Source organism: Catellatospora sp. NPDC049609 (assembly GCF_040675365.1).
Classification (GTDB): domain Bacteria; phylum Actinomycetota; class Actinomycetes; order Mycobacteriales; family Micromonosporaceae; genus Catellatospora.
The window spans coordinates 19,482-33,984 of record NZ_JBFAOU010000083.1; the positions used below are offsets into that span (position 1 = coordinate 19,482).

The following is a 14,503-nucleotide window of genomic DNA, read 5'->3' on the forward strand; positions in this document are numbered from 1 at the left end:
GATGGCTACGTTTCACGCCGGAACCATGACGGGCCGCGCAGCGGCGGGCGAGGACGGCGGGACTTCCGGGTGGAGGACGATTTCGGGTACGAGGGCCGCCGCAGGCGCCGGTTCACGGTGCTGGAGCGGCTGCGCCTGCTGCCCCTGGTGGCCACCACCGTGTTCACCGGCGCGCTCGTGCTGCTCATCGTCACCACCCTGCACCAGCCGGCGGCCTGGAACGACGCGCTGCCCTGGAACCCCGGGCCGAGCCAGGCGCCCGCCGCCGGCGCGCCCATCGACCCGGACGTGCCGCTGCCGCACACCCCGGCCCCGCAGCGCACCGGCGTACGCGCCTCGGGCGGGCCCGGCGCCGCGGCGTCCACCACGCCCACCGCGTCCCCGGCGGCCTCGCCCGGCACCCTCGCCTCACCCTCGGCACCGCCGTCGCCCGCTCCCCCGCCGCCCGCCGCGCCGCGCACCGTGCGCTACGAGGCCGAGGCGGCGTCCGGCTCGCGGGCGCGCTTCGCCAACGACCACCGCAACTACAGCGGCAACGGGTTCATGGACTACGAGAACACCGCCGGCAGCTACGTCCAGTGGACCGTGCAGGGCGCCCCGGGGCAGGCCACGCTGCGGCTGCGCTTCGCCAACGCGAGCGGGCGCAACCGGCCGATGGACATCAGCGTCAACGGCGCCGTCGTCGCGCAGGGCGTGCGCTTCGACGGCACCCGCGACTGGGACGACTGGTCCACCGCCACCGTCACCGTCACGCTCACCAGCGGCGCGAACACCATCCGGGCCACCGCCACCGGCGGCGACGGCGGCCCGAACATGGACTGCCTCGACGTCACCCAGTGACCGCTCAGGGGATCAGCAGCAGCTTGCCCGTCGTGCGCCGCGACGTCAGGTCCTCGTGCGCCCGCGCCGCCTCGGCCAGCGGGTAGCGGCCGCCCACCGACACGTCCAGTGTCCCCGCGGCCACCCAGCCGAGCACGTCGGTGGCCCGTGCCAGCAGCTCCTGACGCGACACCACGAAGTCGCCCAGGGTCGGCCGGGTCAGCACCGCCGAGCCGGCCGCCATCAGCCGCAGCGGGTCCACCGGCGGCACCGGGCCGCTCGCCGCGCCGAACAGCGCCAGCACCCCGCGCCGGCGCAGCGCGGCCAGGCTCGCGTCGAACGTGGACGCGCCCACGCCGTCGTACACCGCCGCGACGCCCTCGCCACCGGTCAGCTCGCGCACCCGGCCGGCCAGGTCGTCGACCCGGTCGTAGCGGATCACCTCGGCGGCGCCCGCCTGCCGGGCCAGCTTCTCCTTCGCGTCGGTGGACACCGTGCCGATCACCCGGCCGCCCAGGTGCGGCACCAGCTGGCACAGCAGCAGGCCCATCCCGCCCGCCGCCGCGTGCACCAGCACCGTGTCCCCCGGGCGCACCGGGTACACGTCGTGGGTCAGGAAGTGCGCGGTCATGCCCTGCAGCAGCACCGCCGCGGCCGTCTCGGCGTCGACGCCCTCGTCCGGCAGGGGCACCAGCCGGTCCACCGGCACCAGCGCCTGCTGCGCGTACGTCCCCGGCACCATCGCCCAGACGACGCGCTCGCCGGGACGCACCGCGGTCACGTCGGGGCCCACCGCGAGCACCCGGCCCGCCGCCTCGACCCCCGGCACGAACGGCAGCGGGGTCGGGTAGCGGCCCTGCCGGTGGTACACGTCGATGAAGTTCACCCCGGCCGCGGCCACCTCGACGAGCGCCTGGCCCGGACCCGGCGCGGGCAGCTCCACCTCCACCGGGGTGAGCACCTCCGGCCCGCCGTACTGCGTGATCTGAATCGCCTGCATGGTCGCCAGCCTGCCCCATCGGCCGCGTGTCCGCCTGCCGGGCCCGGTCGGCGAGAGACAATGAGAGCAGCATCGCAGCACGGAGGGGGCGCGCATGACCACGGCGACGATGACCAAGACCTTGATGGTCGAGCTGCGGTTCGAGGAGGACGTGGACGTCACCCGGGCCGTCGCCTCGATGCGGCTGCCGAACGGGCGGCTGCTCACGGGTGAGGGGCATGCCCGGCGTAATCCGGTCGATCGGCCTCGGGCGTCGATCGGGGAGGAGATGGCGGGGGCTCGGGCGTTGTCAGGGCTGGCGCATCGGTTGTTGGAGGCGGCTGCTGATGAGGTCGAGTCGAATGTGCATGGGGGGGATCCGGTCGTTTAGTTCTTTCTCGGGGGCTGCGCGGGGCATCGACCGCGAGCGCTGGGGCCGCCAAAGGGCGGCGGCCTTTTACGCGCTCGCGGTCGATGCCCCGCTCCGCTGGTGGGGTGGGTCGGTGCGGCCCACGGGTGGGAGGGCGACAGGGGTGTAGGGCCGACGGAGAGTTCTCGGGGAACGGGGGTCGGTGGTGTGGTTTGGGGCGGTCGGCTGGTTTGTCAGGCGGCTAGGGCCAGGGCTAGGGGGAGGACGCCGGGGGCGCCGGATTGGATTAGTTGGCGGGCGACTATGGCCATGGTCCAGCCGGAGTCGACGAGGTCGTCGATGAGGAGGACGGGGCCTTTTAGTTGGCGGAGTTGGGCGGCTAGTGGGTCGGGGATGGTGAAGGCGTTGTGGAGGGTCTTGACGCGTTGGGCGCTGTTGGCGCGGGAGGTGTTGGGTTGAGGGCCGCCTTGGACGGTGCCCAGGAAGGGGAGTCTGCCGATTTTGGAGATGTGGTCGGCTACTGACTGGATGAGGTGGGGATGGGTGTGGGAGTTGACGGCCACTACGGCGGTGGGGCGGGCGGGCCAGGGGGTGTCGCCGTGGGACCAGTCCTTGAGGACCTCGATGAGGACGGCCAGGAGGTCGGCGGGGGGTTTGGTGTCCTGGCCGTCGGCCAGGAGGGTGCGCAGGGTGGTGCCCCAGCCGAGGTCGGAGAGGCGGCCTACGGCGCGGCCGGGGTGGGTCTGCTCGGCGGGTGGGATGCGGCCGGAGAGGGGGACGCCCACGGCGGGCAGGCCGGTGGGCCACATCTTGCGGGGTTCGATCTCGACGCCGGGGCGGCCGAGGAAGGTGTGCGCGGCGCGGAGGGCCTCGGCGGAGACGTCGGGGGTGAAGGCGGGGGCGGCGCAGCGGTCGCAGTTGCCGCAGGGGCCCGCCTCGGGGTCGTCGAGGCAGCGGCGGAGGAACTCCATGCGGCAGCCGGGGGTGGCCGCGTAGTCGAGCATGGCCTGCTGCTCGTCGCGGCGGGCGCGGGCGATGCGGTCGTAGCGGGCGGTGTCGTACGCCCAGGGCCGGCCGGTGTACTCCCAGCCGCCGCGGACGCGGTGGACGGCGCCGTCGACGTCGAGCACCTTGAGCATCATCTCCAGGCGGTTGCGGCGCAGGTCGACCTGGGCTTCGAGGGCCTGGGTGGACAGGGGGCGGCCGGCGTCGTCGAGGGCGTGCAGGACGCGGCGGACCTGCTCCTCGGGCGGGAAGGCCAGCGAGGCGAAGTAGCGCCAGATGGCGGCGTCCTCGGGGCCTGGGAGGAGCATCACGTCGGCGCTGGCGACGGCGCGGCCGGCGCGGCCGACCTGCTGGTAGTAGGCGATCGGTGAGGCGGGGGCGCCCAGGTGCACGACGAAGCCGAGGTCGGGCTTGTCGAAGCCCATGCCGAGGGCGGACGTGGCGACCAGAGCCTTGATCTTGTTGTCGAGCAGGTCCTGCTCGGCGGCGCGGCGGTCGGCGTCCTCGGCCTGGCCGGTGTACGCGGCCACGGCGTACCCGCGGGAGGCCAGGAACTGGGCGGTCTCCTGGGCGGCGGCCACGGTCAGCGTGTAGACGATGCCCGAGCCGGGCATGCGGTCCAGGTGGTCGGCCAGCCAGGCGAGCCGGTGCGCGGGGCTGGGCAGGTCGAGGGCGGCCAGGCGCAGCGACTCGCGGTCCAGGCGCCCGCGCAGGACCAGGGCGTCGCCGAGCTGCTCGGCCACGTCGGCGGTGACCCGCTCGTTGGCGGTGGCGGTGGTGGCCAGCACGGGGGTGCCGGTCGGCAGCTCCGCGAGCATGGTGCGCAGCCGCCGGTAGTCGGGGCGGAAGTCGTGGCCCCAGTCGGAGACGCAGTGCGCCTCGTCGACCACCAGCAGGCCGGTGGTGGCGGCCAGCCGGGGCAGCACGCTGTCGCGGAAGTCGGGGTTGTTGAGGCGCTCGGGACTGATCAGCAGGACGTCGACCGCGCCGTCGGCGATCTCGGCGGTGATCTGCTCCCAGTCCTCCAGGTTGGCCGAGTTGATGGTGCGGGCGTGGATGCCCGCGCGGGCGGCCGCCTCCACCTGGTTGCGCATCAGCGCCAGCAGCGGTGACACGATGACCGTGGGGCCGTGGCCGCGCTCGCGCAGCAGCGCCGTGGCGACGAAGTACACCGCGGACTTGCCCCAGCCGGTGCGCTGCACGCACAGCACCCGCCGGGCGTCGGCCACCAGTGCCTCGATCGCGCGCCACTGGTCTGCCCGCAGCACCGCGTGCTCGCCGGCCAGCCGGCGCAGCACCGCCTCGGCCCGCTCACGCAACTGCGTCCTGTCCTCCGCCATCCCGCAGTTCTACCAGGTGGGGCCGTCACCGGGTCGGGTGTCAGCCCGGCGCACCCAGGGTATGCAGCGGGAATGACCAACATCGGATACACGCTGATGACCGAGCAGCGCGGCCCGCGGGAGCTGGTGGACGACGCGGTACGCGCCGAGGCGGCCGGTTTCGACTTCGCGGTCTGCTCCGACCACTACTACCCGTGGCTGCAGGAGCAGGGGCATGCGCCGTTCGCCTGGTCGGTGCTGGGCGCGGTGGCCCACGTGACCCAGCGGATGGACCTGGTCTCGTTCGTCACCTGCCCCACCATGCGCTACCACCCGGCGGTGGTGGCGCAGATGGCGGCGACCGTCGGCGTCATGTCCGGCGGGCGGTTCACGCTGGGCCTGGGCGCCGGGGAGAACCTCAACGAGCACGTGGTGGGCGCGTACCCGCAGGCCACCCAGCGGCACGCCATGCTGGCCGAGGCCCTGGAGATCATCAAGCCGCTGCTGGCCGGGGAGACGGTGCACCACAGCGGGGAGTACTACGACGTGCCTGAGGCGCGGCTGTGGGACCTGCCGGACGAGCAGGTGCCGATCGGCGTCGCGGTGTCCGGGCCGTCGTCGTGCCGGCTGGCCGCCCGCAACGACGCCGCGCTGATCGCCGTCGAGCCCAAGCGCGAGCTGATCGACGCGTACGAGAAGTCGGGCGGCGACGGCAGGCCCCGCTACGGGCAGGTCGCGATCTGCTGGGGCCCGGACGCCCACGCGTGCGCCCAGGTCGCGCACGAGCAGTTCCGCTGGTTCAACCTGGGCTGGGCGGTCAACGCGGAGCTGCCCGGCCCGCGCTCGTTCGACGCGGCGGCGGCGACGGTCACCCCGGAGTTCGTCGCGTCGAAGATCCCGTGCGGGCCGGACGTGGACCGGCACGTCGCGGCGATCCGCGAGTTCACCGACGCGGGCTTCACCGACGTCGCGGTGGTGCAGATCGGCGGCGACTCGCAGCCGGACTTCCTCGACTTCGCGCAGAAGCAGCTGCTGCCCGCGCTCAACGGTGGGTGACTATTTACGCACAGCCCCTAACGATCAACGCTGATCGATACTAAGGTGCAGGTGTGTCTTCCTCGGCCATGATGCTGCTGGGCGGGCTGCCGTTCACGGTGCTGGCGGTCGCCTTCCTCGGGCTGCTGGCACGCAGCGAGCGTGGCGACGGCGAGCGGCCGGGCAGGCTGACCGCCGCCGCGCGCGAGCGGCTGACCGCCGAGGCCAGGGAGCTGGAGGAGGTCGCCGCCGACGTGCTCGAAGCGGCCCGCACGGCAGTGCTGAAGGCGGAGCAGACCGCGGCCGAGCTGGCCGCCGCCGAGCAGGAGCGCGACACCGCCTGGCAGGCGCACCTGGACGCGGCGCGACACCTGGCGGAGGCCGCCGAGGCCGGCCCGCAGGAGCCGGAGCAGGCGCCCCGGCCGGCGGTCTCCGATGAGGCGCTGCGCGAGATCTCCCGGGCCGCGCGGGCGGCGTACAAGCGCGGCGATCTGACGATGGAGCAGCTGCGCGCGGTGTGGCAGCAGGTCGACGGCTGGGACCAGACCCGCCAGGACCGGGCCCACGTGCTGTCGCGGCTGCGCGCCGAGGACGCCGAGGCGCAGCGCCTCTACCAGGTGGCCGCCTCGCGCGAGCGGGCGGCGCGGCGGGCCGCCGAGGTGGCCCGGGTGTCGTCGCACGCGCTGACCCAGGAGGCGGCGGACGCGGCGTACGAAGCCCAGGCCGTGCAGACCCTGCTGCGCCGCGGCCGCCGGTGATCGGGCGCGGTCAGACCTTGTCGAGCTGGCGCACCAGCTCCTCGCAGAACGCCGGCAGGTCGTCGGGCTTGCGGCTGCTGATCAGCGTGAACGAGCCCGCGTTGTCCACGATCAGGGGCTCGTCGGCCCAGTCCGCGCCCGCGTTGCGGTAGTCCGTCGCCATGCTCGGCCAGGAGGTGATCCGCCGGCCGCGCACCGCGTCGACGTCGATCAGGATCCAGCCGCCGTGGCAGATCACCGCGACCGGCCGGCCAGTGTCGAGGAACCGGCGCAGGAAGTCCCGCGCGGGCTCCTGCCAGCGCAGCAGGTCGCCGTTGGGCACCCCGCCCGGCAGCACGAGCGCGGCGAACTCCGTCGCGTCGGCCTCGGCCGCCACCTGGTCGACGGGGAACGCGTCGGCGGGCGTCAGGTGGTGGTAGGCCTGGACCGTGCCGGGCTCCGGCGAGATCAGCCGCGGGGTCGCGCCCGCGTCCCGCACCGCCTGCCACGGGTCGGTCAGCTCCACCTGCTCGATGCCCTCCTTCGCGACGAGGAAGGCGACGCTCTTGTCGGTGCCGTTCATGCTCCACCTCTTCCGGGTCGTCTCCGCTGTCGCATACCCCCACCGACCCCGACAAAACAGCTCGGGAGAGATTGACTCGCCGCCTACCGGGTACCTCTGCCGCATGCGCGACTACGACGAAGTGGCGGAGGTCGTCTACGCCTGGCAGCAGGACCTCGAGCCCGAGGACGGCATCCCCGCCCGCGACCTCTCCGACGAGGACCTGCTCCGCGAGCTGGCCGCCCTGCACCGCACCCGCCTGGACACCCTGCGCCACGCCGGCGACCGGGCCCTCACCCGCCACACCGCCCGCATGATCGAACTGGAAGCCGACTACCTCAGACGCCTCCCCCACCGCGAAATCGACCCCGCCCGCCTCCGCCCCCACACGCGCTGATCTTGCGCGTACGGTGGGTACGACACGCCTAAATCGCCCATATCCCTAACACTTCACGCAAGATCGTCACGATCTTGGCGGGGGGGGTGTGTGGGGTGGGTTACCAGGAGCGGGATCGGGGGGTGTGGCGTGAGATCCTCGGGGGTGTGACCGCGTCGTTGATGCTGGGGCGATACCCCGTCGATCCGCCCGTGGTGCTCGCGCCGATGGCGGGCATCACGAATGTCGCGTTCCGGCAGCTCTGCCGCGAGCAGGGCGCCGGCATCTACGTGTGCGAGATGATCACGACGGTGGCGCTCGCGGTGCGCAACCCGAAGACCGAGAAGATGATCGAGTTCGGGCCGGACGAGCAGCCGCGGAGCATGCAGCTCTACGGCGTGGACCCGGACATCACGGCCAAGGCCGTGCGGCGGATCGTCGACGAGAACCTCGCCGACCACGTCGACCTCAACTTCGGCTGCAGCGTCAAGAAGATCACCAGCAAGGGCGGCGGCTCCGCGATCCCGTGGAAGCGGCGCCTGTTCGGCTCGATCGTGAAGGCCGCCGTGGACGCGGCCGCGCCCGCCGGCATCCCGGTCACCATCAAGATGCGCAAGGGCATCGACGACGACCACCTGACGTACGTCGAGGCGGGCCTGATCGCGCAGGAGGCCGGCGTGAAGTGGGTGGCGCTGCACGCGCGCACCGCCGCGCAGCGCTACTCCGGCGAGGCCGACTGGGAGTCGATCGCCACCCTCAAGCAGGCCCTCGACGTGCCGGTGCTCGGCAACGGCGACATCTGGGAGGCCGACGACGCGCTGCGCATGGTGGCCGAGACCGGCTGCGACGGCGTCGTGGTGGGCCGGGGCTGCCTGGGGCGGCCGTGGCTGTTCGCCGACCTGGCCGCCGCGTTCGCGGGCCGCCCCGAGCGGGTGATGCCCGACCTCGGCGAGGTCGCGCAGGTCATGCGCCGGCATGCCGAGCTGCTGGCCCAGTGGTGGGGCAAGGAGCGCGAGGCGGTCACCGACTTCCGCAAGCACGTCGCCTGGTATCTGAAGGGCTTCCCGGTCGGCTCCGAGCTGCGCCGGTCGATGGCGATGGCGTCGTCGCTGATGGAGCTCGACGACCTGCTCGGCAAGCTGGACCACGAGGCGCCGTTCCCGGTCGCGAACCTGGGCCAGCCGCGCGGGCGCACCAACTCCCCGGCCCGGGTCGTGCTGCCGTACGGCTGGCTCGACGACCGCGACTCCGAGGCCGTGCCCACCGACGCCGAGCACGACGACTCGGGCGGTTGAGCGACGCCCCGCTGGTGAGCATCGCGGCAGGTCCTGCTCACCTCCGGCCATGGCCGGCCGACACAGCCGCCGGGAGCCCGGTTCCTGACCTCAGGAACCGGGCTCCGGTCTGGTCGGCGGGGACGGGCGCGGAGCGGCGGGTTCGAGATGACGAGTCTCCGAAATGGCGCCCTGTCCATCCACCCCTGGCAGCAGGCTGCCGTATCGCATCGGCGGCACGGTCCTGTATCTTGCTCAGCACCCGACCACCCCTCGTCTGATCGAACAACGGGGAACGAGCTTGAGCCAAGCAACCCTGCTCGCGCCTGCCGACGGGCAGACCGAGACCCCGCGCCGGTATCGCACCGGCTTCCGGCCGGACGTCGAAGGCCTGCGCGCCGTCGCCGTCGGCGCGGTCCTGCTCTTCCACGCGGCGGTGCCGGGCTTCTCGGGCGGCTACGTCGGCGTCGACGTGTTCTTCGTCATCTCGGGCTTCCTCATCACCGGGCTGCTGCTGGGCGACATCGAGAAGCGGGGCACGTTCTCGCTGAAGGACTTCTACGCCCGGCGCGCCCGCCGCATCCTGCCCGCGGCCGGGGTGGTGCTCGCCGCGACCAGCGTGGGCGCGGCCTTCCTGCTGAGCCCGCTGCGCCGCCAGGACGTCGCGACCGACGTCATCACCTCGGCGCTCAACGTCGCCAACTGGCGGTTCATCGGCCTGCAGACCGACTACCTCGCCGAGGGCCGGGCGCAGAGCCCGCTGCTGCACTTCTGGTCGCTGGCCGTCGAGGAGCAGTTCTACCTGGTATGGGCGCCGCTGGCGCTGGTGCTGGTGCTGGTGGCCAGGAAGCTGCGCCGCTCGCCGTTGCCGATCCTGGCCGTCGCGATCGGCGCCATCACGGCGGGCTCCTTCGCCGTGTCGCTGTACTGGACCTCCACCAACCTGTCCCTGGCCTACCTGAGCACCCCGTCACGCGCCTGGCAGTTCGGCGCCGGGGCGCTCGGCGCGCTCGCGGTGCCCCACGTCGCGCGGGCGCTGCGGGCCGGCGCGGCCGGGCGGCGCCAGGGCTACGCGCTCGGGGTGGCCGGTGCCGCGGCCGTGCTCTGGTCGGTCTACGCGTACTCCGCGGACACCCCGTTCCCGGGCACCGCCGCCCTGCTGCCGACGCTGGGCACGGTCGCGATCCTGCTCGCCGGGCTCGCCATCACCCCCGAGCACGGCCCGGCCGGCGTGGCCCGGCTGCTGGCGACCGCGCCCGCCCGTGCCGTCGGCCGGCTCTCCTACGCGTGGTACCTGTGGCACTGGCCGGTGCTGGTGCTCTGGGAGGCGCACTTCGGCGAGCAGCACTGGCCGGCGAAGCTGGCCCTGACGCTGGCGTCCGGGGTGCCCGCGTGGCTGACCATGCGCCTGGTCGAGGGGCCGATCCGGCTGTCCCCGCGGGTGACCGCCGCCCCGTGGCGGGGCCTGACGGTCGGCCTGCTGGCCGTGCTGATCCCGGTGACCGCGGGCGTCGTGCTGGACCGGTCGGCGGGCGCCACGGCAGCGACCGCCGAAGGCTGGAAGCTGCGCCCCAGCCCGCAGGAGGCCCGCCACGACAGCCCGGTGGCCAACAAGACCTGCATGGCCCGGGAGGACACCACCACCAACGGCACCTGCCTGTTCGGCGACCCCGCGAGCGACACCCGCGTCGTGCTCTTCGGCGACTCCCACGCGCTGCAGTGGTTCCCCGCGCTGGAGCAGATCGGCAGGTCCCACGGCTGGGCGGTCGAGGTGCTGGGCAAGTCGAGCTGCCCGGTGCCGGTGGTGGCGATCTCCATCGCCAACCAGCCCAAGGCCAACGAGTCGTGTGTCGCCTGGCGGAACAACACGGTCGACCGCATCCTCAAGGGGCCGAAGCCGAAGTTCATCATGGTGGGCACGCTGATGAAGAAGGCCTCCGTCGGCAAGCCGTACGTCGACGCCTGGGACGACACGCTGACCAGGCTGGCCGCGTCCGGCGCGCCGATCGTCTACCTGCGCGACACGCCCTACCCCAACAAGGACGTCCCCGAGTGCGTGTCCGGCATCGCGCCCGGCAGCACCGCCTGCGACTTCAAGCACGACCCGGGCGTGCTCCCCGACGCGATGGCCGACCTCATCCGGGACGGCAAGCGGCCGGGGGTGCACCTGCTCGACTTCACCGCCGACCTGTGCCCGCTGGAGCGCTGCCCGGTGGTGATCGGGGACCTGCTGGTGTACCACGACCAGTCGCACATCTCCGCCACCGCCGCCCGCGACTACGCCCCGCGCATGGAGGCGCAGCTGCGCGCCTACGGGCTCGCCTGAGCACGGCCGGGCCGGGGCACCCGCGGGTGGCCCCGGCCGCGGTCAGTGGTTGCGGGTGGCGAAGTGGTCGACGATGCCCTCCAGCAGGCGGGTGTCGAACGGCAGCGCGTGCAGGCAGGCGACCGCCTCGTCCCGGTGCTGCGCCATGAGCCGCCGCGCCTGCGGCAGCCCGTACACCCGGACCAGGTTGGCCTTGCCGAGGTCGGCACCGGCGTCCTTGCCGAGCTGGTCGGCGGTGGCGGTGGCGTCGAGGATGTCGTCGCGGGCCTGGAACACCACCCCGGCGTGGTCGGCGTACCGGGTGACCAGCTCGATCTCGGCCCGGGGCCGGCCGAGCAGCATCATCAGCGGCACCAGCGCGGCCTCGACCATGGTGGAGGTCTTCAGCCGGTACATCTCCAGGATGTCCTCGCCGGTCACCGGCCGCGCGTCGCGGGCGAAGCGCAGGTCCAGGTACTGACCGCGGCACAGCCGCTGCGGCCCGAGCACCGTGCCGACGTACGCCACGACGTCGGTGACCCGGTCGGCCGGGTAGTGCCGGTCGAGCCGGGCCAGCATGCCGAACCCGGAGGACAGCATCGAGATCGCGGCGAGCTGGACGCTGCCCTCGTCGAACACCGTGTGCGCGGCCGGGCGGCCCCGGCGCAGCGTCGCGTCGTCCTGGGCGGGCAGGTCGTCGAAGATCAGGCTGGCGGTGTGGAACAGCTCGATCGCGCCCAGCAGCGGGTCCGACAGCGTGTCCTTGACGCCGAGCCCCTCGGCGAGCATCAGCGTCAGCGCGGGCCGCAGCCGCTTGGCCGGACCGTCCATGGTGTACGCCAGGATCGGCGCCAGCTCGGCCGCGTCGACCTCGGTGTGGCAGCGGTGCACCAGCTCGTTGATGCGGTCCAGCCGGTCCAGCACGAACGTGCGGGCGTCCACGCTGTTCGGGTCGCGCTCGCCCATGATCGCGGCCGCCTCGCGCTTGAGCCGCAGGTCGCCCGTGGTCAGCTGCGGCTGCACGCGGCGCGGCACCGCGGCGGCCGTGCGCAGGAACGCGGCGATCTCGGCCGTGGCCGGATACTCGTCGAGCAGGTCCAGGGTGCGGCGCGGGTCGCGGCACAGGTGCGTGGCGAGCTTGACCGCGCCGACGCCGGTCAGCGCGTCCCGGGCCACCGGATCGCCGCCGAACACCTGGTCGACCACGTACGCGTCGTAGGCGAACAGGTCGTGCAGCGGGTTGGTGTGCCCGTCGCCCGGATGCGTGAACGGCGTCATCCGGCCCGCGCGCCGGTCCTCGTCGCGGTCGGCGAGGTCGTCCTTGAACTGGCTCAGGAAGATCGTGTTGAGGCAGCGGGCGTAGAAGCCCTCGTCGACCTCGCGCCGGCCCAGGATGTTGGCCACCACCCGGCTCAGCCCGGCCTTGAGGAAGATGTCCGGGTACGCCGACTCCAGCCCGTCCGGCAGCGGCTCGGCCGGGTCACGGGCGGCGTCGCGGTGCTGGGCCAGGTACATCGACTCGGCGGCCTGGTAGAGGTGCCGGTGCGTGCTGAACGGGTAGACCCGCAGCGCGATGCCGTACAGCTCGTGCAGCTCCTCGGCGAGCGGGTGGTCCGGGATCTCGGCCCGGTCGACGGGGGCGCCGGTGCTCAGCCCGCGCAGCACGAGCCGGTGCAGCCGGTCCCGGTCCCGCTGCGGCAGGTGCTCGCCGCGCAGGTCCTGGAACGAGTCGTCGACGATGGCGTACGCGGCGCCGTACGCGTACGCGCCGGGCAGGATCCGGGTGAGGTGCTCGCGGGTCGCGGCCCGACCCGCGTCACGGGTGTCGTACGCCCCGATGGCCAGCACCCCGACCAGCGTGCGGACCACCTTGCCCATGGCGCCGGCCCGCACCACGGTCTCGGGCAGGCAGCGGTGCAGCCGGTCGAGCCGCTCCAGCAGCCAGCGGGTCTCGAGCACGCCGCGCAGCCCGGGGAAGCGCCGCTCCAGCGCCTCCACCACCCCGGCCGGGCCGCGGCCCCGCTCGATCGCGGCGAGCGTGTCGCGCACCGCCCGGGCGTGCACCCGCGCCAGCCGCTCGGCACGCGCCACGTCGGCCGGGTCGGGCACCTCGCTGAGGTTGTAGACGCCGAAGTAGTTGAGCTCGCGTACCGCCTGGTCGCGCAGCTCCCGCCGGCGGCGCGGCGGCCAGACCCCGCGCAGCGCCGCCGCCGCCGGCGTGTGCCCGCGCATGATCGCCCGCAGCTGCTCGGTGTAACCGTCCACATGCGACGCGATCACCCCCGGCGAGCCGTCCCGCCAGTGGAAGTAGTGGTCCAGCGTCTGCCGTACGCCCTCGCCGATCCGGTCGGGATCGAGATCCTCCCTGCGGAACGGGAACGGCCGCAGCACCCTGGTGGCGGTCTCCATCCGGTCCGTCACCTCCCCCGCGCCGATCGAGAACCGGCGCTGTGCCCCATGATCCCACCCCCGCGCCAGCCCCCCGCCCTGCCGAACGGAAGGGCGGCTTCGTGACGCCTACGCGGATGAAGGTGCCCTTCCCGGCGTCGGCTCAACCGCGCGGGGGCGGGGGTCAGAAGGCGCGGGCGTACGGGTCGGGCCAGTGCGGCTGGCCGCCGAGCTTGGCCAGGGCGCGGCGCGGCCAGTACGGGTCGCGCAGCAGCTCGCGGCCGAGCAGCACCAGGTCGGCCTGGCCGTCCTCGACGATGCGCGCGGCCTGCTCGGGCTCGGTGATCAGGCCCACGGCGCCGGTCGGCACCCCGGCCTCGGCGCGCACCCGCTCCGCCAGCGGCGCCTGGTAGCCGGGCCCGATCGGGATGTCGGCGTGCGGCGCGGCGCCGCCCGAGGAGCAGTCGACCAGGTCGACGCCGGCGGCGGCCAGCTCGCGGGCGAGCACGACGGTGTCGGCGACGTCCCAGCCGCCCTCGACCCAGTCCGTCGCGGACACCCGGGCCAGCACGGGCACGTCGGGGCCGACCGCGTCGCGCACGGCCGACGCGACCGCCAGGGCCAGGCGCATGCGCGCGGGCCGGTCGCCGCCCCAGCCGTCGGTGCGGTGGTTGGTCAGCGGCGAGTAGAACTCGTGCAGCAGGTAGCCGTGCGCCGCGTGGATCTCCACGGCCTGGAAGCCCGCGTCCACGGCGTACGCCGCGGCCTGGGCGAACGCGGCGATCACGGCAGTGATGCCGGCCTCGTCGAGGGCGCGGGGCGTGCGGTACGACGGCACGAACGGCGCGCTGCCGGGGCCGACCGGCGCCCAGCCGCCGTCGGCGTCGGGCACCCCGCCGCGCTCGGCCGCGAACGGCCAGTACGTCGAGGCCTTGAACCCGGCGTGGGCCAGCTGCAGCGCCGGGACCGCGCCCTGCGCGGCGACGAACGCGGTGATCGGGCGCCAGGCGTCCACGTGCGCGCCCGACCAGATGCCGGTGTCGCGCGGCGAGATGCGGCCCTCCGGCAGCACCGCGGTGGCCTCGGCGATGACCAGGCCGGCCCCGCCGACGGCGCGGGCGCCCAGGTGGGCCAGGTGCCAGTCGTGCGGCAGGCCGTCCGGCCCGGCCGAGTACTGGCACATCGGCGACATCGCGATGCGGTTGGGCAGCGTGATGCCGCGCAGGTCGAGGGGGTGGCCGAGAAGCGTCACGGCGCCAATCTACGGTCCGGATATGAAATCGTCGGGTGTCGCTGGTCACAGTGAAGGGGGGGGGGGTGGGGCGGGGGCCCCC

12 protein-coding genes are annotated in these 14,503 nt (G+C 73.8%); 7 read left to right on the forward strand and 5 right to left on the reverse strand.

Annotated features, from left to right (window positions below; genetic code table 11):
• Window positions 1-69 precede the first annotated feature (69 nt).
• Window positions 70-840 carry a carbohydrate-binding protein gene (locus tag AB0J67_RS22505; RefSeq protein ID WP_363485371.1) on the forward strand — a complete coding sequence of 257 codons (771 nt, stop codon included), beginning with the start codon at window positions 70-72 and terminating at the stop codon, window positions 838-840.
• Between the two features lie 4 nt (window positions 841-844).
• Here AB0J67_RS22505 and AB0J67_RS22510 read toward each other — a convergent pair whose 3' ends face one another.
• Window positions 845-1,819, reverse strand: a complete 975-nt coding sequence (locus tag AB0J67_RS22510) for a quinone oxidoreductase (RefSeq protein WP_363485372.1) — start codon at window positions 1,817-1,819, stop codon at window positions 845-847.
• 94 nt (window positions 1,820-1,913) lie between these two features.
• Between AB0J67_RS22510 and AB0J67_RS22515 the strand changes: the two genes are divergently transcribed.
• Entirely contained in the window at window positions 1,914-2,189 is a 276-nt protein-coding gene (locus AB0J67_RS22515; protein ID WP_363485373.1) for a dsRBD fold-containing protein, read from the forward strand.
• Between the two features lie 212 nt (window positions 2,190-2,401).
• On the opposite strand, the gene AB0J67_RS22520 is transcribed toward AB0J67_RS22515, so the two are convergent.
• The gene (locus AB0J67_RS22520; protein WP_363485374.1) at window positions 2,402-4,513 is read right to left on the reverse strand and encodes a RecQ family ATP-dependent DNA helicase; all 2,112 of its coding nucleotides are present in this window, start codon (window positions 4,511-4,513) and stop codon (window positions 2,402-2,404) included.
• A 72-nt stretch (window positions 4,514-4,585) separates the two neighbouring features.
• Between AB0J67_RS22520 and AB0J67_RS22525 the strand changes: the two genes are divergently transcribed.
• Window positions 4,586-5,548 carry a TIGR03557 family F420-dependent LLM class oxidoreductase gene (locus tag AB0J67_RS22525; RefSeq protein WP_363485375.1) on the forward strand — a complete coding sequence of 321 codons (963 nt, stop codon included), beginning with the start codon at window positions 4,586-4,588 and terminating at the stop codon, window positions 5,546-5,548.
• 53 nt (window positions 5,549-5,601) lie between these two features.
• Window positions 5,602-6,285: a hypothetical protein gene (locus AB0J67_RS22530; protein ID WP_363485376.1), complete on the forward strand. Its 684-nt coding sequence runs from the start codon at window positions 5,602-5,604 to the stop codon at window positions 6,283-6,285.
• A 10-nt stretch (window positions 6,286-6,295) separates the two neighbouring features.
• On the opposite strand, the gene AB0J67_RS22535 is transcribed toward AB0J67_RS22530, so the two are convergent.
• Complete coding sequence (locus AB0J67_RS22535; RefSeq protein ID WP_363485377.1) at window positions 6,296-6,847, reverse strand: type 1 glutamine amidotransferase domain-containing protein; 552 nt, start codon at window positions 6,845-6,847, stop codon at window positions 6,296-6,298.
• A gap of 103 nt (window positions 6,848-6,950) precedes the next feature.
• On the opposite strand from AB0J67_RS22535, the gene AB0J67_RS22540 reads away from it, so the two are divergent.
• From AB0J67_RS22540 to AB0J67_RS22550, 3 genes are all read left to right on the forward strand, one after another.
• Complete coding sequence (locus AB0J67_RS22540; protein ID WP_363485378.1) at window positions 6,951-7,223, forward strand: DUF6158 family protein; 273 nt, start codon at window positions 6,951-6,953, stop codon at window positions 7,221-7,223.
• Between the two features lie 161 nt (window positions 7,224-7,384).
• On the forward strand, window positions 7,385-8,497 hold the full coding sequence (gene dusB / locus AB0J67_RS22545) for a tRNA dihydrouridine synthase DusB (protein ID WP_363485382.1): 1,113 nt from the start codon (window positions 7,385-7,387) through the stop codon (window positions 8,495-8,497).
• A 280-nt stretch (window positions 8,498-8,777) separates the two neighbouring features.
• Window positions 8,778-10,802: an acyltransferase family protein gene (locus AB0J67_RS22550; RefSeq protein ID WP_363485379.1), complete on the forward strand. Its 2,025-nt coding sequence runs from the start codon at window positions 8,778-8,780 to the stop codon at window positions 10,800-10,802.
• A 42-nt stretch (window positions 10,803-10,844) separates the two neighbouring features.
• On the opposite strand, the gene AB0J67_RS22555 is transcribed toward AB0J67_RS22550, so the two are convergent.
• Both AB0J67_RS22555 and AB0J67_RS22560 read right to left on the reverse strand, forming a co-directional pair.
• Window positions 10,845-13,190: a polyprenyl synthetase family protein gene (locus tag AB0J67_RS22555; RefSeq protein ID WP_363485380.1), complete on the reverse strand. Its 2,346-nt coding sequence runs from the start codon at window positions 13,188-13,190 to the stop codon at window positions 10,845-10,847.
• 163 nt (window positions 13,191-13,353) lie between these two features.
• Window positions 13,354-14,421, reverse strand: coding sequence for an NADH:flavin oxidoreductase/NADH oxidase (locus AB0J67_RS22560; RefSeq protein WP_363485381.1), 1,068 nt, complete (start codon window positions 14,419-14,421; stop codon window positions 13,354-13,356).
• Between the last annotated feature and the right edge of the window lie 82 nt (window positions 14,422-14,503).

Excerpts from the sequence above, each read along its gene's own strand:
- AB0J67_RS22520 (WP_363485374.1), bottom strand. The coding sequence starts at position 4,513 with ATGGCGGAGGACAGGACGCAGTTGCGTGAGCGGGCCGAGGCGGTGCTG.
- AB0J67_RS22510 (WP_363485372.1), bottom strand. The coding sequence starts at position 1,819 with ATGCAGGCGATTCAGATCACGCAGTACGGCGGGCCGGAGGTGCTCACC.
- AB0J67_RS22525 (WP_363485375.1), top strand. The coding sequence starts at position 4,586 with ATGACCAACATCGGATACACGCTGATGACCGAGCAGCGCGGCCCGCGG.
- AB0J67_RS22535 (WP_363485377.1), bottom strand. The coding sequence starts at position 6,847 with ATGAACGGCACCGACAAGAGCGTCGCCTTCCTCGTCGCGAAGGAGGGC.
- dusB (WP_363485382.1), top strand. The coding sequence starts at position 7,385 with ATGCTGGGGCGATACCCCGTCGATCCGCCCGTGGTGCTCGCGCCGATG.
- AB0J67_RS22515 (WP_363485373.1), top strand. The coding sequence starts at position 1,914 with ATGACCACGGCGACGATGACCAAGACCTTGATGGTCGAGCTGCGGTTC.
- AB0J67_RS22555 (WP_363485380.1), bottom strand. The coding sequence starts at position 13,190 with ATGGAGACCGCCACCAGGGTGCTGCGGCCGTTCCCGTTCCGCAGGGAG.
- AB0J67_RS22540 (WP_363485378.1), top strand. The coding sequence starts at position 6,951 with ATGCGCGACTACGACGAAGTGGCGGAGGTCGTCTACGCCTGGCAGCAG.